A 26486-nucleotide genomic window follows, 5' to 3' on the forward strand; every position below is an offset into this window, starting at 1 on the left:
TGCGCAGCCGCAGGGCCGCCCCCGTTCGGCAGCCCGATTCGAGTGGCAGAATATGGCGACAAAATTCTTCGAGGTCATCGGCGATCGTTCCGTCGGCCCACACGGGCACCACTCCCCGATGGCCCTGGGTGAGGGCGCACATAGATAGTCGATGAGCGTCTCACGGCACCCGATCGCACTGCGGATCGAGGCACTGGTAGGTCGACGAGCGGCGCTGCTCGCGACCGTGATGTGTCTTCCGCTCGTCGACGGCATCTTCCCGGCGCTCATCGTCGCCGGCGCGCTCGATACCGTCGCGGGAATCGTCCAGGTCGGGCTCCTGATCTTCGGCGGGAGTGCTACCGTCGCGGTGATCCTCGCGGACTTCGATGGCAGCGCTCGCGAAGGTGCGAAGACCGTGGCACTCGTCGCCGTTCCGTTGCTAGCACTCGCAGCGATCGAGGCGGCGTTCGCCCCGGCCATCGCCGGTGCGCTCGACATGATCGTCTTCCACCGCTTCGCTGCACTGGTCGTCATCGCCGTCGCGGCCTCCACCGCGAGCGCGCGCATCGCGGAGTACGTTCCACGCCCCGCGATCGTCATCGTCCTTGGCCTCGTCGCGAGCGTCGATCCCTCGAACGCGAACCTCGCCGCGACGGCTGAACCGGCGCTCGTCGTCCGCGCGATGGCCGCAGCCCTCGTCGGTGTCGGCTTCGCGTTCCTGCTGGCCGTCACGAGTCCGACGCTCCGCCGCGTGGTGGACCTCGATCGCTTCCGGTTCGGCAGTGCGGTGGCACTGGGACTGCTCGGCGTCGGGCTGCTTCCCGGTGCCCAGGAGATCGGGTTCATCTCCGACCTCGCTCCCCTCGTGGTGCTCGCGCTCTCCGCGCTGTTCGCGTTCGATCCCGACGGCGACCTCGGTCGCTGGACGCGCATCCCCGACGAGCGGTCTCGCGTCCGAGACACGGTGATCGGCGACGGCGGCGAATCCGAGTTGTCCGTCGACGCGGAACAGTCCGCGAATGCCGCGTCTACGGACGACGCTGCCTCGACGGACCGCCGCGCCGGGATCAGAGAGGAGGAGTCCACCAGCGAACGGCCGCCCTGGCTATAGTCGTCCGCCCTACCTATAGCCGCCCGCGTTAACTACAGCCGCCCGCCCTTGGTGTAGCCCAATCCAGCACTATATTCGAAACACTGGCTCCTTCACTTGTATGGGCCTTTCCCGCAGTGGTTCCGCTACCGGTCCGGCACCGGGCCGCGCTCGCCACCGCTCCTAGCAACCCTTACGACGGGGGAGCCACGACGGTGACGCATGTCCGAGAACCGCGTCGTCCAGGGCCGGATGGTCACGCCCGTCTCGCTCGCCGAAATCGTGGAAGGCGAAGGCGTGATCGACGCCGAAGCGATCGAGGACGCCGACCGCGAGTGCCCGGAGTGTGGCGGCGACGTCCTCGCCGTCGGGTACATGCCGACCGTGACGGAGTTCGTGACCGGGTACAAGTGTCAAGAGTGCGACTGGGCCGAAACCGACCGCGAGTAGGTTCCCAGTGACTCCAGATCCGCCTCCAGCGGACGACGATACTGCCGACCTCGACGAGTCCCTCGAGGCGATCCACGAGCACCTCGCTGCGACCCAGGAGCTCCCGGTCGAGCGAACGCCGTCTCGCTGGATCGGCGAAGCCGAAGCGGTCGCCGCGGATCTGGCGACGGCCGACCTCGATGCGCCGGTCGTTCGCGAGCGACTCGGCCACGTTCGATCCTTGCTTTCCGAGGTCGAGACCACCGGCGACGACGCGGCCGACGACCACCTCAGTCGGGCTCGTTCGGTGACCGAGACGGCAATCGATCGGCTCGACGGAGACTGAATCGGCAGCCGCCGGTCCATCGTCGCCGCAGTGTTTTTTCCAGCACCCCGTGAACTGCGGACCATGAATCGCGTCGCGATCGACGATCTGGAGTCTGGCCCGACCGCCGGCACTGCTGCCCGCCACGACCTCTCCGAGGCGCTCGTCAGCCGGCACGTCGCGATCAACCACTACGTCGTCGCACCTGGCGAGCGGATCAGCGGGCTCCACGCCCACGGCGACCAGGAGGAGTGCTTCCTCGTTCTCGACGGCACCGCAACGATCGAGACGCTCGACGGCGAGGTCGAACTCGACGCCGACGAGGCGATCCGATTCGAACCTGGGGAGTACCAGTCCGTGACGAACGACGCCGCGCGGGAACTCGCCCTGCTGGCGATCGGCGCCCCGCCCGAGAGCGAGGACGTGCGAATTCCCCTCAGCTGCCCGGACTGCGACTACGAGTACCGGGAGCCCGCACTCCTCGATTCCGGGCCCGCCCTGATATGTCCGGACTGCGGATTCGAGGAGCCGGCGACGTGCCCGGCTTGCGGCGGCGAGGACCTGTACGCAGCCCTCGGGCATCACGAGGAGCCTGTCTCGGTCTGTGCAGACTGTGGTACGGCCACCGAGCCATGAGAGCCGGCCCACAGCGGGATCCGTTCGGCGTCGGGTGAATCGAAACCCCTAAACAACGGCCAGCGGAAGGATCGTATCGCGGGGTCGTGGCCCAGTCCGGCAGGGCGACTGACTCCAGAGAGCCCGCCTCTGACGAACTACCTGATATACGGAACGGCCGGGTTGATCACCGGGCGTGACGACGACGCTCTGGAGTTCCGAGGCGGATCGGAGATATCAGTCGATCGGGGGTTCAAATCCCTCCGACCCCATTTGAAATAAAAATCGAGAGCGGTTGTAACTCTCGATTTCGACACTTCTCGCGTTGCGGGTGGTCGGCGTGAGTGGAGCGGTCCTATCGGGGCCCGCTGGCACGGCTTCATGCCTGTTCTGCGACGCCCACGTGAGTGAGCGGTTCCGCCGCGTCTACGGTGACGACGATGGTCGAGCCCACCGCTGCCCGGACTGCGACTCCTGGCCGCGGATCGCCGAAGGATCGGCCGCCGGCCTCGACGCCGAGACGCCGGACCCACAGGACCATCCCTGTCGCTCCGGTGGGAGGTGGTCGGCGTGAGCACCGGCCTGTCCCGGTACGGCGTCGAGGCTCCGACCGTGGTGCGAGCACCGACGACCGACGCCGACGGATTGAAAATCTGCCCGGAGTGTGGCGCTCCGATTGGCGGCACGCTCGGCACTCAGCGGATTGCGCACCCGACGATCCGTGACGACCTGGAGGCCGACGAGCTGGTGACGCACGGCTACCGGTGCAACCGACACCCGAGCTGGGTCGTCCTGCCGAGCCACCCGAACGAGCTTCCCGATGGGTGGGCGTCGGTGGAGATCGACCTGGCCGACGGCCGCTCACGTCCGGTTCCAGTTCCTCAAGCGGAGGTGGGAACCGCATGAGCAGCCGGATCGTCGAGCCCGACCCCTGCTGGTGGTGCGGATCGACGGAAGGCGTGCAGCGCCTCGGCCCGCGCTGGCTGTGTGGCGACTGTCGGGACGAACATCGGACTGCGCAGGAGGGTCCACTGTGAGCGTCGATGCCGCCCCCGAGCCCGCTGACTTTGACCAGGTGACGGGCTCGGAGCGAGACACCTTCCCGCGTCCGAGGGCTCACGGCGCGAGCGTCATGAATCAACTGGCGGACCTCCACGCCGATCGGAGCGACCCGATAGCGGAACGCGGCACGCTCTACGACCGCGCCCTCACCTACTGGCGCGAGCACGTCGGTGACCACGAACGCGAGCCCCACGTCGCGGTGGAGGAGTTCGAGGCCGACTGGCTCCCGGAAGGTGAGTATGCGCTAGTGCTCACGTCGTCGCGCTGGAAGGCTGGCACCGGTCGCGGAGACAACTACAGCGCCTACTACGAGCAGCATCTGAAGCTCCGGCGATGGGCGCAGAACGCCGACGGCGAGGAGGTACTGCGAAAGCCACCCGTCGCGCTCCACGTCGAGATCATGCCCCAGTTCCGGGATATGGTCTACAAGTCCGGCGATCCGCTGGAGTGCCCGCACGGTGAAGGGACCCGACTCATCGGCTGGAGCACCTACGCCGAATCAGCCTTCGAGATCGAGCGCCGGATGTACGATGCGCTCCGGGCGGTCTACGGTCGCGACGCGATCGACCTCGACGACAGGGTACACGATTCGCGACGGATCGCGAAGGCCGAGGCGCATATCCGGTTCGATATTGAGAAGAAGGCCGCCGCGGTCGAGACGATCGATCAAACGCGCCAGCTCATCGACTGGGGCGGCGAAGCCGAGATCGAGGCTCACCAGCGCCGCCAGCAGGAGGGTTGGCTGGAGTCCAAGCTGGAGAGCGATCGATGGCACATGCTCGGTTTCGAGCCCCAGGAGTACAGTACGGAGCTCAAGGTCTACCAGGCGTCGCAGTGGTCGAAGCGGCCCCGTTCAGACCCGCTGCACCACCCGAAGATGGAGGCCTCATACGCCGGCGTGGATCGCGGTGAGTTGCCCCACGTCGAGGAGTGGGACGAGGTTCTGGGGCACCTCCGCACCGTCGTCGCGACGCATGGGCGATGGGCCGGCATCGAGCGCGGCGACCTTGTGGCAGACGACTTCTTCGACGGCGACACTGCGCCGCCCTTTGACTACGAGCGGCCGACTGGCCGCCGCTCGATGCTCCAGCGACGGTACGAGGACCTCGCTACGGAGATCTACCGGGAGGCCCTCAAGGAGTCCACTACGGCCGTCTACGATATCCTGCGCGTCGTCGCCGAGGAGACCGGAGCGACCTACGACACCCTTGAGGACCGCACCGGACTCGCCCGGTCGACGGTCCGCTACCACGTCGCGAGGCTTGCAGAGGCCGGCGTTGTGAAGCGCCTCGGCAATCCGGTGCTCGTGGCGTTCGTGAGCCGCGTCGTCCTGGAGCAAGCCCGCGAGATCGTTCGCGAGGTGCGCCCGGACGATCTGGCCGAGGACATGAACGAGCGCGCCGAGGAGCGCCGTGAGCGCCGCGAGGAGCTACGCGAGCAAGATGCTACCGAGGGCGACGACGAGCCCGACCGTGGGCCTGTGGGCGGCGAGGAGGCAGATCGCATCGGCTTCGAGTACCTCGCGAGCCTCAGCGCCACTCTTTCGGATGTGGTCCTCGAGTACGATCGCGACGAGCTTGGCGACCAGGACGTGAGAGTGCGCGTCGACGAGCTGCCGAGTCGACTCCGGTAGGCCCGGCTCCCCGTCGTGATCGCGCCGACGGATAGCTGCAGCACTGTTTCTCGCGGTCGTTTTCGGCGATTTCCGCTCCGATCGGAGACACATTACTCTCAATATTTTCGCAAAACGGGGCGAATTCCACTTTCATCGGGGTGTAAACGGCCGGCACCGGCCAAGATCGAGCCAGTTTCCCGCTACGGAAGGAATTCGAGACCGATCAGTAGCGGGTTCGAGGTGCCCGAATTCGACCGCTGCAGCGGTTCCGCTCCGCACTGGGATTGGCAGGGGCCCCTACGGTAGGTGCCCCTAAGGGGGAGAAGGAATTGCGCGGCGCGCAGAGCGCGCGCCGCGCGGGCTTGACGTCTAGGCTACAATATCGCCGTATCAAGCGAGGTAGGCGGGACTCGTAGGAGGTGAGACCCTGAGAAACGGGATTGACAACCTTGCTTACGACGGGTCTTGTGAATCTCTTACCGACTCGTGCCAGCAATCCGGGCATAGATCGAGGACAGATGTGTTGTAATCCTGCTTTGGAGCATCTGATTGGTCCTGAATTGGCAGACCACAGACGGTGTATAGCTTGGGTTCACCAGTGTCATATCTTGTAGTGACGGCGTGTAGTGTTGTTTCATCCCCGTTGATCCCTTTAACAGCCGCTGACCCGGATAGTTCTGGGTCCCAGTCTGGTGGCTCCTGTCCCATATGAGGAGTCGGCAGTGTTCAAGCACGTAAAACTACTGCCGTCCTGGGAGGCAATTGTGTACAGCACCATTCTTGATTCAGTTGACTGCTATCCCTATTAGGCAAAGCACCGTCAAGACAAATGATGTATTGAGGCCCATCTGCACAGAGTTTACATAGCCCTCTCGTGTTTTCAAGATCCAGTTATTGTGTTCAATACAATCAGCAAAGTCTGATCCGAATACCTCTCTCCTAACATTCTCTTTCTCAAACTTAGTTTCTATCCAAGAAGGTTTGATCGGAATAAAGGTGACTCTCAGAGCCGCGAAAAAGCTTAGATTGAGATCGGAGTTTCTTGGTTTCCCTTCGCCGTCGGGATTGGATGAGAGTCTGAGGTCTGTGTAGCTGATTCTCGACCAAGCTAAACGGATTAGCCAAAGAAATCCAAACAGAACAGCAAATGAAGCCCACATCGCTGACCCCACTTTGATTTGACCAGATGAATTGTGAATGGACAGTGCACTGTCCCCCAGGAAAGAAATCCCCGTTATGATCACTCCTCCAAATATTGCATGAACCCTGATCGTTCGAAGGAGTTCATCATTCAACTGAATCAGAAGTGTGACTTGGTGGTCAATAATGCTACGAGCAACATCAGGTTCAATGTCATTTGACGAAACCTCTTTAGCGATATTTTCCCCAGTCATCGCTGTGATTGCATAGCGGTTAGTGCGGCCCCAAACACGAGCAAGACGAGAAGAATTACCAAGAATAGGTTTGGCCGATTTGCGAACCAGACAAGCACCGTGTCTTGGGAATCAGCGCCACTGATGAGAATCTGGTAGAACGCCACCACAATTAGAATCATGGTAAAAAGGATGGCCAAACCCGCGATGCCCTCCTGATTGCTTCCCATAGCCAACACTCCAACTGATTCTACTTAATTCTACTAGCCCGGAAAGAGATCATGACGAGGCCAATATCTGATCTCGGCTTGCTCGGTGCGCGGTGCTCATCGCCACCGTGCCACCGGAATCTCGACAGCCCTCCAGCGGATATCGAGGTCGTCATGAGCTCTTCGGCGCCGGTCCGGCGTTTCCGGTAAACCGTGAAGCATCAGCGACCGCCGGCTGTGACTAAGATCACAGATCCAAAATAGTCCACACAGAAGTTGGCTATGCAGTCGAAACGTCCCCCCATCGGAGTGCGAAAATGCTAGCGTTCGAGGAGGCCCAACAGACGCAATATCTTCTCAAAAACCAATAGAATCTTCAGACCTATCGCAAGAAGGGGACGCCAAAACGGCTTCTTCTCCGTTTGGAGGATCTCCCTCTCTCCTTTCCGGAGGTTTTCAAACGCGTCAGATGCGAGTAGTTTAACTTGAGTATCGGCTATCCCCAGGCTTTCTAACTCGTATAACTTGTAATTGAGAGTCTGGGCGTCGTTTCGGATATCCTGGAGATCATGCTTCTGTCCGCTGGTTATGTCTATATCACGTTCTTTGAGAAGTTCCTGGGCCTCATCATCGCAAAGCAAGGAACCTTGCATATCCCAGGTTGGTGCTCGATACATTTCAGTTTGACTCTAAACTGACAGAAGCGGATTCAGAACACGTCACTAATAGCGAGTTTTGCCTGCTCTGTCCCACGGTGATCGCCGCCGCCATGCCAGCGCAGACACGGCAGGTCGACGCCCCGGCGCATCCGATCGTTCACCACCGTCAATCCCGATCGCGTCGGCCGGTACACCACAAAGCAGTACCAGCCGTCGTGCCGCCGGAGCTTCTCGTGATACGCTCGATAGAACTTGAAGTTCCCCGGCTGGCCGTCTGAGTGCTCGATCCGCGTGGATTTGATCTCGACGGGCGTGCCGTTCTGGAAGGTCGCGTCGTGCCAGCTCGATCGCTCCAGGTCGAATCGTCGTTTCGCGGCCATCCGCTTCTCGCAAGCGGTTCCGTAGTGGTTCGCGCGGTGGCTCGGCATCGCTACGCACGCCCGTCGCGCGTCTTTCTTTCTTCCTCCTCCGGCCGGCTCGCCCGCGACACGCGCCGCGATGGGCCGCGGGTATTGTCGACGAAGGAGAGCAACCCGCGTAGACTAAAGGGGGATCGCCTGCGCTTGACAGCTTGACATCGATTCGCCGTCATGCGATCGCAGCCTCCACGTTGTCAACCCAATCACGCTTCTCGCCGTCGTTGTCGTACTCCTTGAGCCAGTTTCGGACGGTCTCGTGGCTGTAGGGCACGAACTCGGCGGTTGCGCGGGGCGACATGCCCTGCTCGCGGCACTGGACCATAGTCCACATCGAGACCGGCTTGACGGCTTGTTCCTCGTCGAGGCCGTTTTCCTGGCCGGCACCGCTCGGCCGGGACCAGTGCCAGTCGCTCTCTTCCTTCGTGTTGTACCGCCAGTCAGTCGGCGGGACGCCCTCGATGGTGGTCTCGACGTCCTTCAGCTGGCCGCCGCTGATTCGATCCGCGACGACGGCCTTCTTCTTGCTCACCTTCTTGACGATCTTCCCGAGTCGCCACAGCATCGGGTGAATCGAGGACTCGTCGTGCCCGATATAGATGAGTGCGCCGCCGTACTTGCGGATCTTGAACACCGTCGGCCCCATCTTCTTGCGGACCTTCTGGCCCTGCTCGCCGCTCCCGCTGGCCGCACTCGAGAACTCGTCGCCGATGAACAGCTTCGGTCGCTGGCTGTGCTCCAGTGGACTGCCGTCCTGTTTGACCCACTCGACGAGCGTCGGGTGGTTGGGAATCCAGCCGTCCCGTACATCGCCGGTCTCGTCAACCCACTCGTTTGCCTCCTGGAGCGTCTGGATGTTCGTCCCGACGAGGCTCTGCTCATTCTGGAGCGCCCGCCAGCGTTGCGCGAGCAGGCAGGCGAAGTCGGTCTTTCCAGCGCCGGGCTCGCCGAGCACCACGATCACCGGCGCGGGGCCTTCGATCAACTCGTCGACGGCACCGATGGCCTTGATGCCGCTGATGTCGGGCTGGTGGCTGGTGTCGCCGACGAGGTGTTTCACCGACGGCGTATCGCCGTTCTCCATCGCCCGCCGAAAGGTCTCGGTGCCCTCGATCTTCCGAATCTCGCGGTGCTTTTGGAGGTCCTTCGACTCGCCAGGCATCGCGCCGGGCCGCTCCGCGTTGGTCGGATCGTAGTGAATCGCCCGAACGGCCAGCGCGCGGCTGATTTGCTCGTCGCGGATCACACCGCCGTGGTCGGCTATCTCGCGGTTCTCCCGCGCCGAGTAGCCTTCCTGGTGCTCGCGAGCCTCCGCGGTGACATGTAGCGCGTGCGGGTCCGTGCCGTCGCCGCTCATTGGTCGGTCCCTCCGTCGGTTGCCGCCGGCCGATCGCTCGGTTCGAGGGGCTCACCGCGCGGGTTCTCTACCGGGTCGTAGTCGAGTTCGTAGTCGCCGAGGTCTTTGATCTCGTCCGTGTCCCACTCCTGGGCTTCCTCCTCGGCAGCTTCGAACCGTTCCTTCACGGCGGTCTTCCGGCCCATCAGCCCACGCTCGTCGGCCTCGGCCTGGAAGTTCACCACGTCGCGCTCGATCTCCACGCCCATCCGGCTGATCCGGCCGCGGAGTTTGTTATAGGCGATCGCCGTCTCGATGAGCTGGCCGTGAATGTCCTCCAGCATCGCCTGCACCGTGATGAGCTTCGAGTCGGCGAGTTTGCTGAAGTACGCCCCCGTGACGATGAGTTCGTCCTGGTCGTCGTAGTAGTCGAATTCGCGCACCTCGAATGCATCGCCGTCGTTGACTCTGTAGGGCGACGGCCCCTCGACGGTCTTTTCGGCCCAGACTTCCGGCGATACTTTGTACTTCTCGCGGGTGTCGGTTACTCCGTTGATGTGGTGGACGGTGACCCAGTGGCGGGTTCGGAGCCAGCCGATGAACGACATGAAGAAGCCGAAGAGGATCGGCCCGATGAGGAGCGTCGCGGCGATCGCACCGTACACCCAACCGGGCACGCCGGGTAGCTTGGGCTGGAACCACAGCACCATGATCCCGAGCGAGATCAGGAGACCGGCGACGAGCAGCTGGGCCTCGGCGACGAGATACGTAAGGCGATCCCGCCAGCTCCCGAACGTGGGCGACAGGTCGCTCACGCTGCCACCTCCACACCATCATTTTCCCGCCAGAGCGTGACGAGCGCCGCGAGCAGTGCGAAGGCGCAGGCGAGCAGAATGCCGATGAACAGGCCCTGCGTCCCACCGAACGCGCCGAACGGATTGCTCGACTGCTGGCCGGTCGAGACAAACACGCCGCGGCCTTCCTGGAGGGATCGCGCCGTGGTGATCGAGACCGCGGCCTCGCCGCTCGGTCCGGTGTCGGCCGGCATCTCGACGGTCGTGGTACCGTTCTCGATGGTCCGTTGCTGCACCGAGTACGTCCCCGACTCGGCCTCTTTCTTGCTCACCACTTCGGAGATTGTCACCCGGACGGTGCGCTCGCTCTCGAAGGTGAGCAGAAAGCGGTTCTCGGAGCTGTCGTACCGCCAGTCGGTGAGTATGACCCACTCGTCGACGCGCTCCTCGTAGCCCTCTGGCGCGTCCTGTGCGGCCGTCTGATTCTGTGCCTGTGCGAGCGCCGGGCTCGGTACGGCAGCCGTCGCGAGTAGCGCGGCTAGCAGCAGACCGAGCACGAAAGAAGTGCGTTGCATGGGTCAGCCTGAGGTGACGAGGTTGATGCCGAACAGCGCGCCAATCACGACGATCGCGCCGCCGACGATCCGCCCAAGCCCACCGCCGAGGCCGCCGTTCCCGCCGAAGAGGGTGAACCCGCCGGAAGTCACGTTGATGTCCTGGCGGGCCTCCTCGGCGTCCTGTTCGGCGTCGTTCGTGTCGCGAAACTCGTCTTGTACGTCGGTCGGCGAGTCGCTGGTCTCGACGACACCGCGATGCTCGAAGCCGACTGTGGAACTCCCGGACTCGGTGGCGACGATGGTGAACTTCCCGCCGAGCGCGCCGTAGGTCGCGGCGGTCTCGCCGTTCTGGTCGGTGTAGTTGTACGCGATGTACAGCGTCCCGGGCAACTGGCCGGCGTCGTACTCGAGGCCGACCTCCAGCGAATCGGGCTGGTCCTGCCGCGCCCACGCGAGCTTGCTGTCGACCTCTCGGACGTTACCCTGAGAGTCCTGGAAGCGAATCACCGTCGCGGTGTCAGCGACGGCCCAGCCCATCGTGCGAAAGGCCAGTGCGACCTCGCGGAACGAATCCGCGTTCCGCGCTGCCTCCAGGAGTCCCTGGCTGGCGGTCATTTCGGGAAGGGAAATGTCGCCGTTCTTTGCAGCGTCGTAGTGGGTATCGACGAGCAGGTCCACCTCCTCCAGGACGTTCTGGCGGATCGTCTCGATCTCCTCGACGACCTCGACGAATTTCGTCTCGTGGAGGTATACCTGATGCCCGTCGAAGTCCGACGTATCGACTTCCGACTCGTTCACCGAGTCGTACTCGTCGGGGTTGGGTTCGCGAATCCGTGGATTCGTGAGCAGGTCGAAGTACTTCAGCGTCTGCGAGGAAGTGTCTTTCAGCACCGACGGATTGTTGTACGCCTGCACGGCGAGATGCTCGGGCCACGGCGTGAGCATCGTGGCAACGGCGTCCTTGTAATCGCCATCGAGCCAGACCTTCGAGTTGATGGACTTCTTGACGGGTGCGGAGACGGTATCGCCGTTCGGGAGGGTGATGTCGGAGTTGGCGAACCCGTCCGAGGACGGTGGAAAGATGTTGTTCTGGGAGCCGCCGGAGGTGCCCGACTCCGGCACGGAGTGGGTCGGCGTGACCCATCTATCGCCGGTGGATTCGTAGGCCTCGATCACCTTGCTTGCCTGGGTAGTGAAGTCGGAGCTGTTGATGAGCTGCATGTCACCTTCGAGCTCCGTGATGCGGCTCGTGTGGTGGTTCAGAACGCCCTTCAGCGTCTCCGTGAACGCCGCGTTGACGGCATCCTCGGCGGCCGTTCGCGATTGACTCTTGCTCGATCCACCGACCGCCTCGTTGTAGATCGCGAGGATTGCGTCCCGGCGTGCGAGGTTCGCCATGCCGTTGGCGTCGCGGCGGGCCTGCTCCAGCTGCGTCTTGTCGTGGGTGCCGATCTGGCGGGCCCGGTTGTAGAACGTGACCCAGTTCTCCCAGTCGGCCTCGGCCTGCTCGGCGCTCCGATCGGGCTCCGGAGCGGATTCGCGACCGAGCGCGTACCCGACCATGCCGGCTCCGACGATCGCCGCGCCGATACAGAGCGGACAGGCGCGGACGTTGCCGATCGCGCCGTACTCAGTAGCTGCGCCCATGCCCATCGCGCCGCCGGCCGCGACCGCACCGGAGCGGAGGAGTGTACGGCGCGAGACCGTGGGCTGTGGGCTCGCCTCGGTCATGCGTCCCTCACGTAGAGTGCACCCCCGACGAGGACGGCCAGCAGAATGATCCCGCCGAGGATGCCGGTGCTCCCGTCGTCGCTACCTGACACTGCGCCACCGCCGGCAGCGGCGTCGTCGGATATCTGGACGTCGTCGACGACGCTCGCATTCGTGGCAGTCACGTTCACGTCGAAGTGGTCGACGTCGACGGCGGGGGAGACGGTGGTCTGGTTGTACGTCCAGGTGCCCGGATCGGCCGGGACCGCGTCCGTGGTCGTCGCGTTCACCGTGCCGTCACTGGTGACGTGCTCGATGGCGACGCTCGCGGAGTCGTTCGCAGCGTCAGCGGATGCGTTCCAATGAATCTCGACGGTCACCGTCCGATTCTCGCCCGCATCGACGCCGGGCACCGTCGAGTTACCGACCTGTTCCTGCGCGCTCGCGGCCCCGACGACGATGAGGGAACCGACGAGCGCGACGGCCATGAGGAGGACCGCGAGCAGCTGGAGTGCCGCCGTGCGGTCCGGGTTGTTCAGTACCATTTGCTCTACTCCACGTAGCTGATGAGGACGGCGGCGGCCGAGATGCCGAGCGCGAGCAGCAGGCGGATCACGTCGGAGATGCCGACGAGATCGGCGAATACGGGGACGAAGACGTACATCGGCACGGAGAGGAACGCGAAGCCGATGAGTGCGAGCTCGTAGTCCTCGTAGTCGCTGCCGTCGAGTTCGTTCGTGCCGACGATCCAGCCGAGGCCGCCGAGATACAGCACCAGAGGAATGGTGATCGCCGAGGTTCCGGAGCCGACGATCGGCTGGCTCAGCGAGCCGATGCCGAAGACCGAAATGTTGAGAGCGAACACCCCGAGCACCATCGCGGCGGCGATCGGGACGATAGTCAGCGCGCCTACGTCGATCGTATCGACCTGGTTTCGTGCCATAACAGCGGCTTGGCCGGTTTCGGCGACCGACAAGATAGTGCGGAAAACCTGGGTACGGCCTTGGGGTTCCGGCGGTCCAACCCCGAGTTTTATCACGGGTACCGGGACGCAGGTAGAGCCATGGCATTGAACAAACTCCGCCAGCTCGATTCGGACACGATCGGCGTAACGATCCCGAAGGACGACCTCCGCCTCGATGGCCTCCTTGACGACGCGGGGGACCTGGAGGGCGAGCACCACGTCCACATCGATCGGCAGGATTCGGGCGAGTGGGAGCTGACGCTCGTCGAGGATTTATAGAAAGTGAATGTTCCAGTGCAACTTCCAGTTGCTGGCTCTTCCTACGAAGCGGCTTTGAGGATATGAGGTTAACAGCCGAATTGAAGGCTCTCAGCGAAGAATTTCTATCAGGAATGCAGCTGTTGCTACGATCAAACTTGCGCTAAACTTTGCTGTTTTCTCCACGCCCCGGAGTGCCCACCGAGTGAAGGAGGGCCGAGCATGCCAGAGATCGCTCGCAATCGCCCGGACAGCGTTGAATACGTGGGCCCCACCGTCCAGAATGATGGCGCATCCGATATTATAGAGGGCCGAACCTACGTTGTAGAGGATGATCACGAGGAATGCTGCTCCTGTAGAGATGTACTGTCGTTTGAAGGGGGTTACTGGATCATTCCCGTTCATCGGGTTACGAATCCAATTTTTCAATTTGACCGCTCCGCTCCAAAGTCGTTTGAAGGGGGCAATGGGGTTCATTACCTTGCTACCATTCTACAAGCCAATTTAACAAGAAGTTTTCCACTGTGTGTTCGAAGAACGAAACAGTAGAGAGTCTTATCCAGCCCTCTGACCGTACCTCACTTTCTCACAACCAGTCAACTTTCTCCCGTTCCCGTCGCTGTGCTTCCGGGGAGTACGTTCCGCGGTAGTGATCGAGGAAAGTCTCCAGGTCGTTCCATCCGCCCCAGTCACAGACCAATAGCGGATCCACGTCCGAGGCGGCAAGCGAAGTAGCCCACGTGCGCCGGAGATCGTGAAACGCGAGGTGATTCCAGCCGGCCTCTCCAGTGTTCTCGGCCAGCTCCTCAGCGGACGATCGGAGCCACCGCCGGAGTGATCGCGTGCTGGTGACGTTGAGGAGCGAGCTGCTCGCCGGCGCGTCGCGCACGTCGGCGACGGTCCGAATGGTCGTCGCGAGATCGCGCGGTACGGGCGTCTCACGGAATTGATCGCCCTTTCCGTGCCAGACTCGCAGGACAGTGCCGGCGTCGGTCTCGACGACGTGCTCGGGCGCTACGTCGAGGACCTCGTGGGATCGGAGTCCACAGCGCGAACCTAACGCGAATGCGAGGCGCTGGTGTGTGCCGTCGGCGCGATCGAGGAGCTCTGCAACGTCGGCCTGGCTGAGCCAGACCTTCATATCGTCTCGGTTGTCGTGCTCGCGGAGATTCATGTCCGGGTAGCCCGTTTCCCGGTCAGCTTCGGTCCCGTAGATAGGCGTTTGGGTGCGGTGGGCGGCGTGACCGGCCCGGAATCCGTCCGGCTTTGAGTGTTAGTCGGAAGAACCTGGCCCGTGGATTAATCGGCGCACTCAAAACCTTCCGCTTGATCAATGAGCGTCTGCTCAGAAAATTTCAGGGATACCCGGTTGACGTGCTCTGATGGAGATGTTGGTTCGTGTGTTCTGCTGTAACTTTACAACAATTTATTAGTCACATGGGCATCATCTTCCTGCATGGGAACTAATCAGCCCTATGAGAACGAGCCTGAGAGTGATGATGATTTCCTGGTGAAGGAAACGGTAGAGCTCGATCACAATCCGGGTGGGGATTCATACGATTCATGGAATATTGACTCCGACACTCACAGCCGGATCAAGGCCCGGGCAATCTCAAGGACTGGAGAACACATTCGCCTCGTTGTAGTAGAAGAAGATGAATTTGAATTCTTTGAGGAGGGGACGGATTATTGGTATGAAAGTCAAACAAGTTGGGGAACTAGCGTTAATTTGGAAGAGCGGTTTTCTACAGAAGGAAACCATGTTCTCGTAGTCTTAGCTAAGAATGTCGAAGGAAATAATGGAGCGGAGGTTACTGTTGAAGCTTGGGAATTTTAGGAAAATTGTCTTCGGTGCGGTTCTAGCGAAATGAGTGGTCAATCTGGAGTTATTCTGCCTCCGACTCCAGCTCTTCGGCATTCAGATTGCCAGCAAGGTATGATTCTCCGGCATCTGTAATGCGATAGAGGCCTCGGGCGGGTTTCTCCAGTAAACCGTACTCAGTCATCTTCGTGCATCGGGTTGTGAGGTAGTTGTTGTTGTAATCAAGGGTCTTTGCCAACGAGCTAGGTGTACCAGCACCTTCCTCGGCAAGCACCTCCAGAATCTGATCGTCGGCTGGAGTCATCCATTCAGCCCTTGATCTTCGCATATAGCCCGGAAGTTCGACGCTGGATTGATATACCTATCTGTCCCTTCACGTTTGAGATCTACAGCTTATGTTTGAGCAACAATTTCTCTAGAGCATATAAGCTAAGCTTAGATTTATATGGCAGCAGCTTCAGGGGAGTATCAACGGAGCCCACACGGGACCCGCCGCTGTTCGGCCGGGTTCCTCAGTAAGATGCGGACCCGGCGCTGGAACGCCGGCCCGCGTGGCCTCCGTGGATCAGGCACGAAGGCATGTACGAATCCGACGCCGCGGGGCAAAAGTGCCCCGCACGACGGCTGGCATCGAGCACGCGCACAGCGATGGTGCGTAGCAACACGTCCACTTTCACCGAGCTTCAGGATTTCCTACTCAACGGACCGCGCTTACTCTCCGAGCGGATGTATTCGACACACAACGACGCATCCCAGAGGTACAGCAGGCGGTTCACGCCGCGGTGGTCCCCGTGAGCGTGGCGGATCCCTTCGAGGCGGAGCGTGTCGCCGTGGGCTGTGGGCCCGAGGTGGCGCGATGACCTGCCCCGACTGTGGCGCGGCCCGCGTCCGCGAGTCCTCCAGCTGCCCGTACTGTCCCGAGTGCGGGTGGTCGAAGTGCTACGGTGGCACGGCGTGAGGGGGAAGCGGGACCTGGGTCCCCGCGAGGCGCGCGAGCGTTTCCTCGATCGCCGCCGCGCGGAGAACACGGAGCGGACCGTCCGGACCTACGACAACCGCCTCACAGCGTTCGTCGAGTTCTGTGAGGAGAACGGCATCGAGTCGATGAGCAGGCTGTCGGGTTGGGATCTCGACGAGTACCGGGCTGACCGGGAAGCGGACGAGATCTCCCCGACGACCCTCCGCGGTTCGCTCGTCGCAGTGAAGCAGCTCCTCGACTACTGCGAGGATCTCGGGATCGTCGAGGACGGTCTCGCCGAGAAGGTCAACCCGCCAACCCTGGATCGCTCCGAGGAGTCGAGCGACCAACAACTCGCGCACGAGGACGCCGAGGAGTTGATCGAGTTTTACCGGCGGGACCGAACCTGGAAGGGTCGACCGGAGCACGCGGTGCTCGAAGTCGCGTGGCACGTGGGCTGCCGAATGAGCGGCCTGCGAGCCCTCGATCTCCGCGACTACGACCCCGACGCGCAGACGCTCGAATTCCGTCACCGACCGCCGCACACTCGGCTGAAGAACAAGGAGGCCGGTGAGCGCGTCGTCGGGATCTCCGAGCAGGTGGTCGCCGCGCTGGAGACCTACATCGCCCGAGAGCGGGTGGACAAGCGCGACGACCAGGGGCGCGAGCCGCTGTTTTGCGCCCGGCAAGGCCGCCCGTCCGACTCCACGTTCCGCGCCTGGAGCTACATGGGAACGCAGCCGTGCCTGGTGGAGCAGTGCCCCCACGGGAACCGTCGGGAGACCTGCGACTACACCCGCCGGAACTTCTCGAGTAAGTGCCCGAGCAGCCGGGCTCTCCACGCGGTGCGGACTGGCAGCATCACCTGGCAGCTTCTCCAGGGCCTCGATATCGAGACCGTCGCCAAGCGTGTGAATGCGCAACCGGCGACGATCCGCCGGCACTACTACAAGGCCGGTTTGCACGAGGAGTTCGAGGAGCTGCGAGCGGACACGACACTGAAACTTGACATAGAGGACACCAATGAGTGATCAGATCCATTCAGATCGACAGCGTAGAGCCGTCAGCGTATCGCGCAGTCGGGGAGAGCCGTGCCCTCCGACCCCATCTTCTGGCGACGAACGGACGTGAGGAGACAGAAGTGAGCAGAGGAGGATTTGAACCAGAGTAGTCGCAGCCCGGCAGACCCGACGGGCCGAGCAGGACCGTCTACTCTGGTTCAAATCCCGGTATTTCTACTTGCAGGTAGTCCCATAGCGTTGAACAAACTCTGGCAGCTCGATTCGGACACAATCGGCGTGACGATCCCGAAGGTCGACCTGCGCCTCGACGGACTGCTCGACGACGCCGGCGACCTGGAGGGCGAGCACCACGTCCACATTGATCGGCAGGATTCCAGCGAGTGGGAGCTGACGTTGGAGGAGGATCTATAGAGAAGAGAATTTATTGTGTATTCAGGATCGCTCTGGCCCGTTTACGTACAGGTTCTACCCGGACCTCATCCATATCGAATTCACTCTCTTCGATCAGCAATTCCGCATCTACTGTAGAGGAGTTCAAATTGAACTTCTCGTGTTCAGCAAGCCACTCAGCAGCTGCTTTCTCGGTTTCTGGGTCTGCTCTAGCTTCTTCCTCTATCTCCTCTCGTTTCCGTAGCAAATTTTCAACCCGCAGTATCTCGCGGTTTTCCTCGAACCGGTAAATCTCGTCGTCTCCAAGGAGTTCGCGATAATTGTCTAATATCTCATCAGCGAGTTCGTCTATACGACGGTCCTCGTCGGACTGCGAATCCTCAATCTCGTCTTCGGGGAGCTCTGGTTCAACGTAATCGCCAGTGTGGTAGACGTGAGTTAGATCATTGACCCGCCATGCAATTCCTGGATAGCCCGCTTCTGGCTCCGTGCAATGGTATATCTCAGATGCTCCCGCTGATACCGCCTTTTCGATTACAGTGGCTAGATCGCCAGAATCGATTGCGACATGGTGGTTGGGTAGATTTTCCACATTCCAGATGATGATATCGCTTTCCTCAGGGAGCAACTGGTTGATGTCGTCCGCCATTGTTCCGGTTGTACATCCATGATTGTATAAGACTTTAATCGGCTTCAGAGGGGATGAGTTGATGCTATAACCAGTCTACTTTCTCTCGCTCACGTCGCTGAGCCTCCGGAGAGTACGTACCTCTGTAATGTCGAGGAAGGTTTCAAGATCGTTCCAGCCACCCCTATCACAGACCAGGAGCGGATCAACGTCCGATGCAGAGAGCGGCGTAGCCCACGTGCGGCGGAGATCGTGAAACGCGAGGGGGCTGCAGTCGGCCTCCCCAGTGTCATCGGCCAGTTCCTCGGTAGCCGATTAAAGCCACCGCCGGAGTGATCGAGTGCTGGTGACCGCGAGGAGCGAGCTGCTCGCAGGCGCATCACGCACGTCAGCGACGGTCCGGATTGTCGTCGCGAGATCGCGCGGAACGGGCGTCTCGCGGAACTGATCACCGTTCCCGTGTCAGACTCGCAAAACAGTGCCGGCGTCGGTGTCAACGACGTGCTCGGGCGCTACGTCAAGGACCTCGTGGGAGCGGAGCCCACAGCGCGCACCGAGCGCGAACGCAAGACGCTGTTGGGGCAGTCAGCGCGATCGAGGAGCTGTGCAACGTCGGCCTGGCTGAGCCAGACCTTCATGTCGTCACGGTTGTCGTGTTCTCGGAGATTCATGCTATCCGGGAAGCCCGTTTCCCGGTCAGCTTCGGTCCCGTAGATGGGCGTTTGGGTGTGATGGGCGGCGTGATCGAGGCGGATTCCGTCCGACTTCACGCCCTTACCGGTCAGGCATTCGAAGATGGTTCGAGTGGCGACACGTTTTCGATGCTACTGCTGTCTGCATGGATATGGGCACGAACGAAACGGCCACGCTCGTAACCGATCTATCAGCGCACGAGGTGGCTGCCAGTTGGCCGGCAGACAATCTAACGTGGATCGACCACGTCCGTCAAGCAAACTGTGCCGTATCCTTTCTGCTAACCGATCTGGTCGGCCCTGATGCGAGGGAATTGGCCGAGACGCTGCTCAATGCATTCCCAGCGGTTGAACGTGTAGCGTGGACTCAGCTGAACAACACCTCTGACAGTTGTTCGGCAGAGGTGTACGAACGAGGCCCACACCATTCCTCGCAATCCATAGAGCGAGTGCTCCGAGTTGAGGCTGGGATCAATTATTGGCGTCTTGCTCGGGACGCCGTTCGGGAGCAATGCGGAATCCCGGTGCAGACTTGGTATGAGATCACTGACGGGAAGCCCGATATTGAGACGTTCCCTCGCGACGAGACTCCTTATTGAGGATTTATTCGATTCGGTGATCGCCTTCTTCACGTCGTTTCTCTATCCATGTGTTGGATGAGTAACGTGCACCGTCGATGAGTAGCTCAGCTCCTCAGATTCGGACGACTCTCGGGCATTTGCGGACGGGATCACAGGGACCTTTCCCAGATGTCAACCAGCCAAAAGGGATTACTCGCCACCGATTCGACCACTGAATTAGATGATCGGGGAGTCGGACTTCTATAGAAGACATCCCCTCACGACGGCGATGTTCGTTCTCTGCCTGGCCCTCTACCCCTTCATTCTCCTCTCGATCGTGCTCTGGGGCATCGACACTGTCGCGTACTGGTTCATATTCTCCCCAGGGCTGACCCCGGAACCGTCCTGGATTCTCTCCCTCTTCGCCCACGTCTCGCCGGCGCATCTGTTCGTGAACGTGGGCGCGCTCCTCTTGCTGGGCTCGTATCTGGAGGAGCGAATCCCGAGAACGCATCTGTTCCTGGTCTTCATCGCCACTGGGTTGGGAAGCGGACTCCTGCACGCCAACCTCACAGGCACCACGGGCGCTGGCGCGAGCGGCGCGATCCTGGGCTGGGGCGGCCTCTACAGCGTGTATTTTCTCTCACGGGAGTGGACTGGTGAGGCGACGGATCGGTGGGAAGCATTCCGATTCGCGATTGCCGTCGCGCTTCCGTTCGCCGTCGCTGCGGAATTCGTGCTCGGATCGCTGACTGGGCTCACCACTGCGAATCACGCCCACCTGTGGGGAATGGTACTCGGCCTGCTGATCGGGTGGCCCTATCTTCGCTGGATCCAGTGACCGACTTCTCGTCCCCCGGGACTTCCCACGTGCTACACCGACTCTCGCCACCTCCCCTCCACGTGCCGCGCTAACAATTAACGTCCGTCGGCCCTTCTTTACTCCTAGCGCCCTCCACGACTCGCTGCCGTCAATCTGAGAGCCGCTGGCAACGGGTGCACACACCATGGCAACCACACAATCACCGACAGACAAGCACAAGCAACTCGCTCGCCGCGTTCCGGAGGACGTAGCGACAGAACACAAGCTCGACGTCATCGACGAGATCACGACCGAGGACGTCGTCGATCACACGCCGATGGGTGACGCCGAGGGCCGCGACGAGCTGAAAGCCGAGATCGCGGAGATGATCGAGGCGTTCCCGGACTTTTCGGCGACCGTCGAGGAGATCTTCGCCGAGGACGACCTCGTCTCGATGCGAGTGACCCTCCGCGGGACGCACGAAGGAGAGCTCTGGGGCATGGAACCGACCGGGAACACGTTCGAAGTCCCGAACAACGTCGTCACGCGGATCGAGGACGGGTTGATCGCGGAGCGATGGCTGGTGCTGGACACGATGGGCATGCTGCGGCAACTCGGCCTGGTCGACCTGCCGATGGAGTAGCGTCGGCCGCGACCGCTCGCCGCTCCCGTCGTCTCGCTTCCTCCGCTGCCGTCTTCCGCCGCCGCTTTCATTCGCCGCTTTCCGTCGGCGTTCGTTCGCCTTCAATCGCCGGTCCGATCCGATGCCGTCGAAACACGGTTCCGGTTGTCGCCCCTATTTCCGTCGATGCGATCGACCCTCCGGACGGGAACGACTGCGCTGACCACGGCCATCGCAATCTTCCTCGCGAGCACGCCGGTGGCCGCCCACGTTCGCTACACGGCGCCGAGCAACGGGTCCGTGTCGCCGGCCGAACTCTTCGTGAACGTCGTCACCGATCCCTTCAACGCGGCGCTCCTCGGCGGGGGCGCGCTGGCCGTCGGGATAGCGGCACTCGCCTACCTCCGATTCCTCCCGTTCCGGCGCGATATTTCGGTCTTCCGCGAGGCGGTCGCGGAGTACCGGGACCTCCTCCCCTGGCTGCTCCGATTGAGCTTCGGGCTGCCGCTGGTCGGCGCCGGGTTCGCGGGCTACTTCGTCAGCCCCGCTGTCGAACCGGCCGGATCGGTCCTCCCCGCGGCGGCCCGGCTGTTCCAGATCGGCCTCGGCTTCGCACTGCTGTTCGGACTCGGAACGCGCGTCGTCGCGGCGATCGGACTGGCGACCTACGCCGTCGCGACGGTCTTCGAGCCCCAGCTCCTGCTCGCTTTCGAGTACGTCCCCGGCTTCGTCGCGATCGTGCTCCTCGGGAGCGGCCGACCGAGTGCCGACGAAGTGCTGGAGGTCGTCGCCTCCGCGGAGGGAACCGTCTACGGCCGGATCGACCCCGTGCATCGGCTGACGGGATCCGTCCGCGCTCGCGTCGGTCCGTACCAGCGCTTCGTCCCGACGGTGATCCGGGTCGGTATCGGCCTCAACTTCGCCTACCTCGGCCTGATCGAGAAGCTGCTGACGCCCGGGCAGGCGCTCGCCGTCGTCGACAAGTACGACCTGACCGCCGTCGTGCCGGTCGATCCAGGCCTCTGGGTGGTCGGGGCCGGGCTCGTCGAGATCGCGCTGGGGATCGTGCTGATCGTCGGCGCGTTCACCCGGGCGGGCTCGCTGGTCGCACTCCTGATGTTCACGCTCACGCTGTTCGCACTGCCGGACGATCCGGTGCTCGCGCACATCTCGCTGTTCGGGCTCGCTTCGACCTTGCTCGTGACGGGTGCGGGACCGTACTCGCTGGACCGCTGGATCGGCGAGCGCTTCACGACGCCGTCGGCGGGTCGCGACGGGAGGATCCCGAAAGAGGACGCCGATCTAGCGGGCGATTGAGGGGCACAGCCTGCAGCGTCGCAGTTGGTCTCACAAACGCCATAGGCGCCTTCGCTGGCCACGGTCGAGCGTTCGAGTGCGTCCCGCCTCGCACGCTGCAGCGTCCTCCGGACGGTCGATCACCACTGCCGCGGCGACGTCCCCGAACGTCGATCGGCTACTGACAGGACATCCGCGTCTCCCGTTTCCGGTTTCTGATCAGCAGCCGTACGTTCGGCCCAGAGCAGCCGGCTACAATCGCGGTGCCAGCGGGAGTTCGACGGTGAAGATCGTTCCACGCGGGTCACGGTCCTCGACGCGAACGTCGCCGCCGAACTGGTCGACGAGCAGGTCCACGAGATAGAGCCCGATGCCGCTTCCCTGGCTCCCGACGTCCTTCCAACCCTTGTCGAACAGGGACGATCGCAGTTGGTCTGGAATGCCGGGGCCGTCGTCGGCGATGGCGATTGCGACCGTTTCCTCGTGCTCGACTGCGGTGACCTCGACCGACGGGGTGGCGCGATCGTTGTGCTGGACGGCGTTGTTCAACAGATTGCGAAAGACGGACTGCAACATCGCGTTTCCCGTCACCTCGACGTCGGGCACGTCGCCGACCGCGACCTCCGCGTCGGGGTAGGACTGCCGGCAGAGCGTCACTTCCCGTTCGAGCACTGGCTGCAACGCGGTGGCCGAGACGGGCAACTCCTCGTCCGAGGTCAGCGTCTCGATGTAGTCCCTGGCGATCTTGGTGAGTTCCACGACGTGGTCGCCGGAGGTCAGGATCTTCTCGAGGTGCTCCCGGCCGGCTGGATCGAGGTGTTCGTCGAGCATCTCCGCCCAGCCTAGCATGATGGCCATGTCGTTGCGGATGTCGTGTCGGACGACCCGATTGAGTGCCTCGAGCTGGCGCTCCCGCCGCTTCTGCTCGGTGATGTCCGTCGACGCGCCGACGACCTTCACGACGCCCTGCTCCTCGATCGGGAACAGCCTGCCCTGGACCCACCGCACCTCGTCGTCCGGTCGGACGACGCGGTGTTGCACTGTCATCTCCTCTAGCTCCGCATCCGGACTGTCGAGCAACTCGAGGAGCTGCTCCTGGTCGTCCTCGTGGATGTACTCGATCATGCGGAGGACGCTCGATTCCAGTTCTGCGGCCGGCACGCCCCAGATGTCCTCGATGCCAGCGCTGACGTACTCGAATTCCGGCGGTTCGGAGATGATCCAGATCGCCACCCCCTCGAGGTGGTCCAGGAGCGTCCGGAAGTTTTCGTCCTCGCTCAGCGCCTCTGCGGGCATGCCGTAGGGAAGTCACTGCTCGCGGATAACTGGCATGGGTGATTCGAAGCTGACTGCGTCCCACGGAGGTCGGGGCTGTTGCTGTGCCTGCAATCGTGCTGAAGGTCTTTATCCCGTCCCTACCACAGGTGATCCGTGACAGCCATTCGCGCCGAAACCGTGTCCAAGCGGTACGGTTCGGTCACGGCGCTCGATCGAGTCGATCTCACCGTCGAAGCGGGAGAGATATTCGGCTTCCTGGGGCAGAACGGCGCCGGGAAGTCGACGATGATCAATATCCTGCTCGACTTCGTCCGACCCACGCAGGGCCAGGTCGAAATCTTCGGCCACGATTGCCACCGAGAGAGCGTGTCTGCGCGACGCCGGATGGGCGTCTTGCCGGAGGGATACGACGTGTACGATCGACTCACCGCTCGCCAGCACATTCGCTTCGCGATGGAGTCGAAAGATGCTGATGGAGACCCGATGGAACTTCTCGATCGCGTCGGAATTGCAGACGCTGCGGACCGCCAGGCCGGCGGATTCTCGAAGGGGATGGCACAACGCCTGGTCCTGGGGATGGCGCTCGTCGGCGACCCGGACTTGCTGCTCCTCGACGAGCCAACGAGCGGTCTCGACCCGAACGGCGCGGTCACACTCCGTGAGATCATCCGCGAGGAGAACGAGCGCGGCACGACTGTGTTCTTCTCCAGTCACATTCTCGAGCAAGTCGAAGCAGTCTGTGACAGGGTCGGCATTCTCCACGAGGGAGCACTCGTCGCGATCGACACTGTCGAGGGGCTCCGATCGTCGGCAGGCGGCGGCACGAAGCTATCGATTACCGTCGCTGACCTCGATGTCGTGGACCTGGGCGTCGTCGAAGGGATCGAAGGCGTCGAATCTGCCTGGCTCGAGGCCGCCGAGGACCGCGTCGACGTGACCTGTTCGAACGACGCGAAGATGGACGTCCTCGTGGCGCTAGACGACGTCGGAGTCGACGTCGTCAACTTCGAGACGGAGGAACCGTCGCTCGAGGATCTCTTCGTCGAGTACACTGGTGGACACGATTGATGACCTGGCAGACGATCGCGAAGAAAGACGTTCGTGCGGTCGGTGACTCGCGACTGTTCCGCTACGTGCTCGGGTTCGTCGTCTTCGCCTACCTCGTCGGCGGGTACCTCGTGCCGACCGTGATCGATTCGCCGGCCACGGCCGATTTACCGAGGTACGTCTCGACAGCCGTGACCCTGCTCGTGCCCCTGACCGCTATACTCCTCGGATACAAGGCGATCGTCGACGAGCGAGCCTCGGGACGGCTCGTACTCCTGTTGAGTTTGCCGCATAGCCGCCGCGACGTCCTCGTTGGCACGTTCGTCGGCCGCGCTCTCGTGCTCGTCGGGACGCTGGTCGCGGGCGTCGCCGTCGCGACAGCGCTGGTCGCCTACCCCTTCGGATCGTTCCAGCCAGTGGACTTTCTGGTGTATCTCGGCGCGACGATCCTCCTCGGGTTGGCGTTTCTCAGTATCGCCCTGGCAATATCGGCGTTCACCGAATCGAGTTCGATCGCTACCGCCGTCGCCTTCGGGGTCTTCTTCCTCTTCGTCGTGGTCTGGTCGGAGCTGCGGATCCTCTTCCGACTCGGCCTCGACTCTCTCGGGATGGGGAGTGACGAACTCCCGGCCTGGGCACTGTTCGTACACGGTCTCGAGCCGAGTGCTTGCTACGAACGAGTCGTCGGTGGATTCGTCGAACACTCCACCACTGGGATGTACCTCCACCCCGACGCTCCATGGTATCTCGGCGAGGAGGTAGCGTTGGTCGCGCTCGTCGCGTGGGTGATTCTGCCCGTCACGATGGGGTACGTTCGTTTCCGGGGGTCCGACCTGTGAAGGGTCTATCGTGGCTCATGGCCCCGTGTTCGAGCCCGGCAGCGCTCTGGCTCCGGAGTCCCAGCGAGTGCTCGCTGGGAGCCTCTCGCGAAGACCGACGGGGTGACGGTCCGTGACCTGGATCGCGATCGCTCGGAAGGACGTCTTCGACGCCGCCCGATCGAAGAGCATCTGGATCCTGGCCGGCGTGTTCCTCGTCACGTTCGTTGGCGTTGCGTTTGCGATCCCCCGGCTCGGAGAGCCCGAATTCGAGGTGTTTCTCGAACTCAGTGCTAGTGTCGTCGTAGTACTCGTTCCGTTCGCGGGGATCGCCACGGGCTACAAAGCCATCGTCGGCGAACGGGAATCCGGGACCGTCGCACTCCTCCTGTCGCTGCCCCACGCCCGCCACGACGTGACGATCGGCAAAGTCGTCGGACGGAGTCTGGTCGTCGCCGGACCGATCGTGCTCGGTCTCGTCGCCGCTGCAGTGGTCGTGCTCGTCCGCTATCCGACCTTCGAACCGCTCCGGTACGCGCTCTTCGTGCTAGCAACGCTCGCTTACGGTGTCACCTTCCTCTCGATCGCGACCGGCCTCTCGATGACGACGAGGTCGTCGCGACGAGTGACAGGTGGCGCCTTCGGGGCGTACGTCCTCCTGGTCATGTTCTGGAATCAGGTCGTCGACCTCCTCGTCGTCGTCCTGTGGCGCTTCAGACCTCGCGCCCTCGCCGATCCACCCACGTGGGCGGAGTTTGCGACGTTCGCCAATCCGCGCGTCACGTACACCTACCTCGTCGGTGACGTACTCGGTGCCGGTGGCGGCCCACCTGCCACAGAGATCGGGACCGAGTGGTTCGTTTCCCCCGCTGGTGGGGTGATGGTGTTGCTCGCCTGGATCGTCGTTCCCCTGCTACTCGGGCACCGACGGTTCGTGCGCGCTGATCTGTGACGTCGCTGGGCGAGCGCGACCATCGGGGACGTCGTTACACGATGGATCTTCCCCGTCGAATGTGCAATCCCGTCGGCTTCGACGTTCCCGGGTGTAGCGACTACTGGATTCCTGCCGCGTCTTCGTCGGTGTCGTCGTTCGACGATCCTTCGGCGGCTACTCCAGCGAAGAAACGCCACCGAGCAGCGCAGGGACGACGAGCAAC

31 protein-coding genes and 1 tRNA gene are annotated in these 26486 nt (G+C 62.4%); 18 read left to right on the plus strand and 14 right to left on the minus strand.

Features of this window, described 5'->3' with window-relative positions:
* The first annotated feature begins 151 nt into the window (after positions 1-151).
* The 5 genes from L593_RS14370 to L593_RS15795 all read left to right on the plus strand — a co-directional run bounded on the left by L593_RS14370 (position 152) and on the right by L593_RS15795 (position 2713).
* A complete protein-coding gene (locus tag L593_RS14370) occupies positions 152-1093 on the plus strand; it encodes a DUF5794 domain-containing protein (protein ID WP_020447700.1) in 942 nt (313 codons plus the stop codon).
* Between the two features lie 201 nt (positions 1094-1294).
* Positions 1295-1522, plus strand: a complete 228-nt coding sequence (locus L593_RS14375; RefSeq protein WP_020447701.1) for a DUF5795 family protein — start codon at positions 1295-1297, stop codon at positions 1520-1522.
* 7 nt (positions 1523-1529) lie between these two features.
* Positions 1530-1847: a hypothetical protein gene (locus L593_RS14380; protein ID WP_020447702.1), complete on the plus strand. Its 318-nt coding sequence runs from the start codon at positions 1530-1532 to the stop codon at positions 1845-1847.
* Positions 1848-1910: 63 nt separating this feature from the next.
* Positions 1911-2462 carry a cupin domain-containing protein gene (locus L593_RS14385; protein ID WP_020447703.1) on the plus strand — a complete coding sequence of 184 codons (552 nt, stop codon included), beginning with the start codon at positions 1911-1913 and terminating at the stop codon, positions 2460-2462.
* An 80-nt stretch (positions 2463-2542) separates the two neighbouring features.
* Positions 2543-2713: transfer RNA gene (locus tag L593_RS15795), tRNA-Trp, on the plus strand.
* Positions 2714-2820: 107 nt separating this feature from the next.
* Here L593_RS15795 and L593_RS16460 read toward each other — a convergent pair.
* Positions 2821-2982, minus strand: a complete 162-nt coding sequence (locus L593_RS16460; protein WP_187292626.1) for a hypothetical protein — start codon at positions 2980-2982, stop codon at positions 2821-2823.
* Positions 2983-3011: 29 nt separating this feature from the next.
* Here L593_RS16460 and L593_RS14390 point away from each other — a divergent pair, with 29 nt between their 5' ends.
* From L593_RS14390 to L593_RS14395, 3 genes are read left to right on the plus strand one after another with little or no spacing between them, the layout of a single operon-like run.
* A complete protein-coding gene (locus tag L593_RS14390) occupies positions 3012-3347 on the plus strand; it encodes a hypothetical protein (protein ID WP_081638783.1) in 336 nt (111 codons plus the stop codon).
* Positions 3344-3478, plus strand: coding sequence for a hypothetical protein (locus L593_RS16420; protein ID WP_255347053.1), 135 nt, complete (start codon positions 3344-3346; stop codon positions 3476-3478). Before L593_RS14390 ends, L593_RS16420 begins: the two co-directional genes overlap by 4 nt.
* Positions 3475-5136 (plus strand): helix-turn-helix domain-containing protein, encoded by a 1662-nt coding sequence (locus L593_RS14395; RefSeq protein ID WP_049894192.1) that lies wholly within the window; start codon positions 3475-3477, stop codon positions 5134-5136. The genes L593_RS16420 and L593_RS14395 overlap by 4 nt, the downstream gene beginning before the upstream one ends.
* Positions 5137-5903: 767 nt before the next feature.
* Here the strand turns inward: L593_RS14395 and L593_RS15780 are convergent.
* The 9 genes from L593_RS15780 to L593_RS14440 all read right to left on the minus strand — a co-directional run bounded on the left by L593_RS15780 (position 5904) and on the right by L593_RS14440 (position 13211).
* Positions 5904-6512: a hypothetical protein gene (locus L593_RS15780; RefSeq protein WP_144060780.1), complete on the minus strand. Its 609-nt coding sequence runs from the start codon at positions 6510-6512 to the stop codon at positions 5904-5906.
* Between the two features lie 508 nt (positions 6513-7020).
* Positions 7021-7353: a hypothetical protein gene (locus L593_RS14405; RefSeq protein ID WP_020447707.1), complete on the minus strand. Its 333-nt coding sequence runs from the start codon at positions 7351-7353 to the stop codon at positions 7021-7023.
* Positions 7354-7409: 56 nt separating this feature from the next.
* A complete protein-coding gene (locus L593_RS14410; protein WP_020447708.1) occupies positions 7410-7787 on the minus strand; it encodes a hypothetical protein in 378 nt (125 codons plus the stop codon).
* A 160-nt stretch (positions 7788-7947) separates the two neighbouring features.
* On the minus strand, positions 7948-9132 hold the full coding sequence (locus L593_RS14415) for a helix-turn-helix domain-containing protein (RefSeq protein WP_020447709.1): 1185 nt from the start codon (positions 9130-9132) through the stop codon (positions 7948-7950).
* Positions 9129-9926 (minus strand): hypothetical protein, encoded by a 798-nt coding sequence (locus L593_RS14420; protein ID WP_020447710.1) that lies wholly within the window; start codon positions 9924-9926, stop codon positions 9129-9131. Before L593_RS14420 ends, L593_RS14415 begins: the two co-directional genes overlap by 4 nt.
* The gene (locus L593_RS14425) at positions 9923-10480 is read right to left on the minus strand and encodes a hypothetical protein (RefSeq protein ID WP_144060781.1); all 558 of its coding nucleotides are present in this window, start codon (positions 10478-10480) and stop codon (positions 9923-9925) included. Before L593_RS14425 ends, L593_RS14420 begins: the two co-directional genes overlap by 4 nt.
* Positions 10481-10483: 3 nt before the next feature.
* On the minus strand, positions 10484-12193 hold the full coding sequence (locus tag L593_RS14430; RefSeq protein WP_020447712.1) for a hypothetical protein: 1710 nt from the start codon (positions 12191-12193) through the stop codon (positions 10484-10486).
* Positions 12190-12717, minus strand: coding sequence for a hypothetical protein (locus tag L593_RS14435; protein WP_020447713.1), 528 nt, complete (start codon positions 12715-12717; stop codon positions 12190-12192). The genes L593_RS14430 and L593_RS14435 overlap by 4 nt, the downstream gene beginning before the upstream one ends.
* A gap of 5 nt (positions 12718-12722) precedes the next feature.
* Entirely contained in the window at positions 12723-13211 is a 489-nt protein-coding gene (locus L593_RS14440) for a hypothetical protein (protein WP_187292627.1), read from the minus strand.
* 24 nt (positions 13212-13235) lie between these two features.
* On the opposite strand from L593_RS14440, the gene L593_RS14445 reads away from it, so the two are divergent.
* A complete protein-coding gene (locus L593_RS14445; protein ID WP_020447715.1) occupies positions 13236-13415 on the plus strand; it encodes a hypothetical protein in 180 nt (59 codons plus the stop codon).
* Positions 13416-13505: 90 nt separating this feature from the next.
* Here L593_RS14445 and L593_RS15785 read toward each other — a convergent pair whose 3' ends face one another.
* Both L593_RS15785 and L593_RS14450 read right to left on the minus strand, forming a co-directional pair.
* Positions 13506-13799, minus strand: coding sequence for a hypothetical protein (locus tag L593_RS15785; RefSeq protein ID WP_144060782.1), 294 nt, complete (start codon positions 13797-13799; stop codon positions 13506-13508).
* A gap of 181 nt (positions 13800-13980) precedes the next feature.
* Positions 13981-14568, minus strand: a complete 588-nt coding sequence (locus L593_RS14450; RefSeq protein WP_020447716.1) for a site-specific integrase — start codon at positions 14566-14568, stop codon at positions 13981-13983.
* Between the two features lie 282 nt (positions 14569-14850).
* On the opposite strand from L593_RS14450, the gene L593_RS15790 reads away from it, so the two are divergent.
* From L593_RS15790 to L593_RS14465, 3 genes are all read left to right on the plus strand, one after another.
* Positions 14851-15231, plus strand: coding sequence for a hypothetical protein (locus tag L593_RS15790; RefSeq protein ID WP_144060783.1), 381 nt, complete (start codon positions 14851-14853; stop codon positions 15229-15231).
* A 939-nt stretch (positions 15232-16170) separates the two neighbouring features.
* Positions 16171-17205: a site-specific integrase gene (locus L593_RS14460; protein WP_020447718.1), complete on the plus strand. Its 1035-nt coding sequence runs from the start codon at positions 16171-16173 to the stop codon at positions 17203-17205.
* A 267-nt stretch (positions 17206-17472) separates the two neighbouring features.
* On the plus strand, positions 17473-17607 hold the full coding sequence (locus tag L593_RS14465) for a hypothetical protein (RefSeq protein ID WP_259369963.1): 135 nt from the start codon (positions 17473-17475) through the stop codon (positions 17605-17607).
* Positions 17608-17617: 10 nt separating this feature from the next.
* On the opposite strand, the gene L593_RS14470 is transcribed toward L593_RS14465, so the two are convergent.
* Positions 17618-18235 carry a hypothetical protein gene (locus L593_RS14470; RefSeq protein ID WP_020447720.1) on the minus strand — a complete coding sequence of 206 codons (618 nt, stop codon included), beginning with the start codon at positions 18233-18235 and terminating at the stop codon, positions 17618-17620.
* Between the two features lie 1472 nt (positions 18236-19707).
* Here L593_RS14470 and L593_RS14480 point away from each other — a divergent pair.
* The 3 genes from L593_RS14480 (at position 19708) to L593_RS14490 (ending at position 22207) form a co-directional block, all read left to right on the plus strand.
* Complete coding sequence (locus L593_RS14480) at positions 19708-20307, plus strand: rhomboid family intramembrane serine protease (RefSeq protein ID WP_020447722.1); 600 nt, start codon at positions 19708-19710, stop codon at positions 20305-20307.
* A 166-nt stretch (positions 20308-20473) separates the two neighbouring features.
* Positions 20474-20911, plus strand: coding sequence for an ester cyclase (locus L593_RS14485; RefSeq protein ID WP_020447723.1), 438 nt, complete (start codon positions 20474-20476; stop codon positions 20909-20911).
* A 165-nt stretch (positions 20912-21076) separates the two neighbouring features.
* Positions 21077-22207 (plus strand): DoxX family protein, encoded by a 1131-nt coding sequence (locus L593_RS14490; RefSeq protein ID WP_020447724.1) that lies wholly within the window; start codon positions 21077-21079, stop codon positions 22205-22207.
* Positions 22208-22438: 231 nt separating this feature from the next.
* On the opposite strand, the gene L593_RS14495 is transcribed toward L593_RS14490, so the two are convergent.
* Complete coding sequence (locus tag L593_RS14495; protein WP_020447725.1) at positions 22439-23482, minus strand: PAS domain-containing sensor histidine kinase; 1044 nt, start codon at positions 23480-23482, stop codon at positions 22439-22441.
* A 135-nt stretch (positions 23483-23617) separates the two neighbouring features.
* Between L593_RS14495 and L593_RS14500 the strand changes: the two genes are divergently transcribed.
* The 3 genes from L593_RS14500 to L593_RS14510 all read left to right on the plus strand — a co-directional run bounded on the left by L593_RS14500 (position 23618) and on the right by L593_RS14510 (position 26281).
* A complete protein-coding gene (locus tag L593_RS14500) occupies positions 23618-24532 on the plus strand; it encodes an ABC transporter ATP-binding protein (protein ID WP_049894197.1) in 915 nt (304 codons plus the stop codon).
* A complete protein-coding gene (locus L593_RS14505; protein WP_020447727.1) occupies positions 24532-25350 on the plus strand; it encodes an ABC transporter permease in 819 nt (272 codons plus the stop codon). The genes L593_RS14500 and L593_RS14505 overlap by 1 nt, the downstream gene beginning before the upstream one ends.
* Before the next feature lie 112 nt (positions 25351-25462).
* Positions 25463-26281: an ABC transporter permease subunit gene (locus tag L593_RS14510; protein WP_020447728.1), complete on the plus strand. Its 819-nt coding sequence runs from the start codon at positions 25463-25465 to the stop codon at positions 26279-26281.
* Positions 26282-26486 lie beyond the last annotated feature (205 nt).

Source organism: Salinarchaeum sp. Harcht-Bsk1, from assembly GCF_000403645.1.
Classification (GTDB): domain Archaea; phylum Halobacteriota; class Halobacteria; order Halobacteriales; family Salinarchaeaceae; genus Salinarchaeum.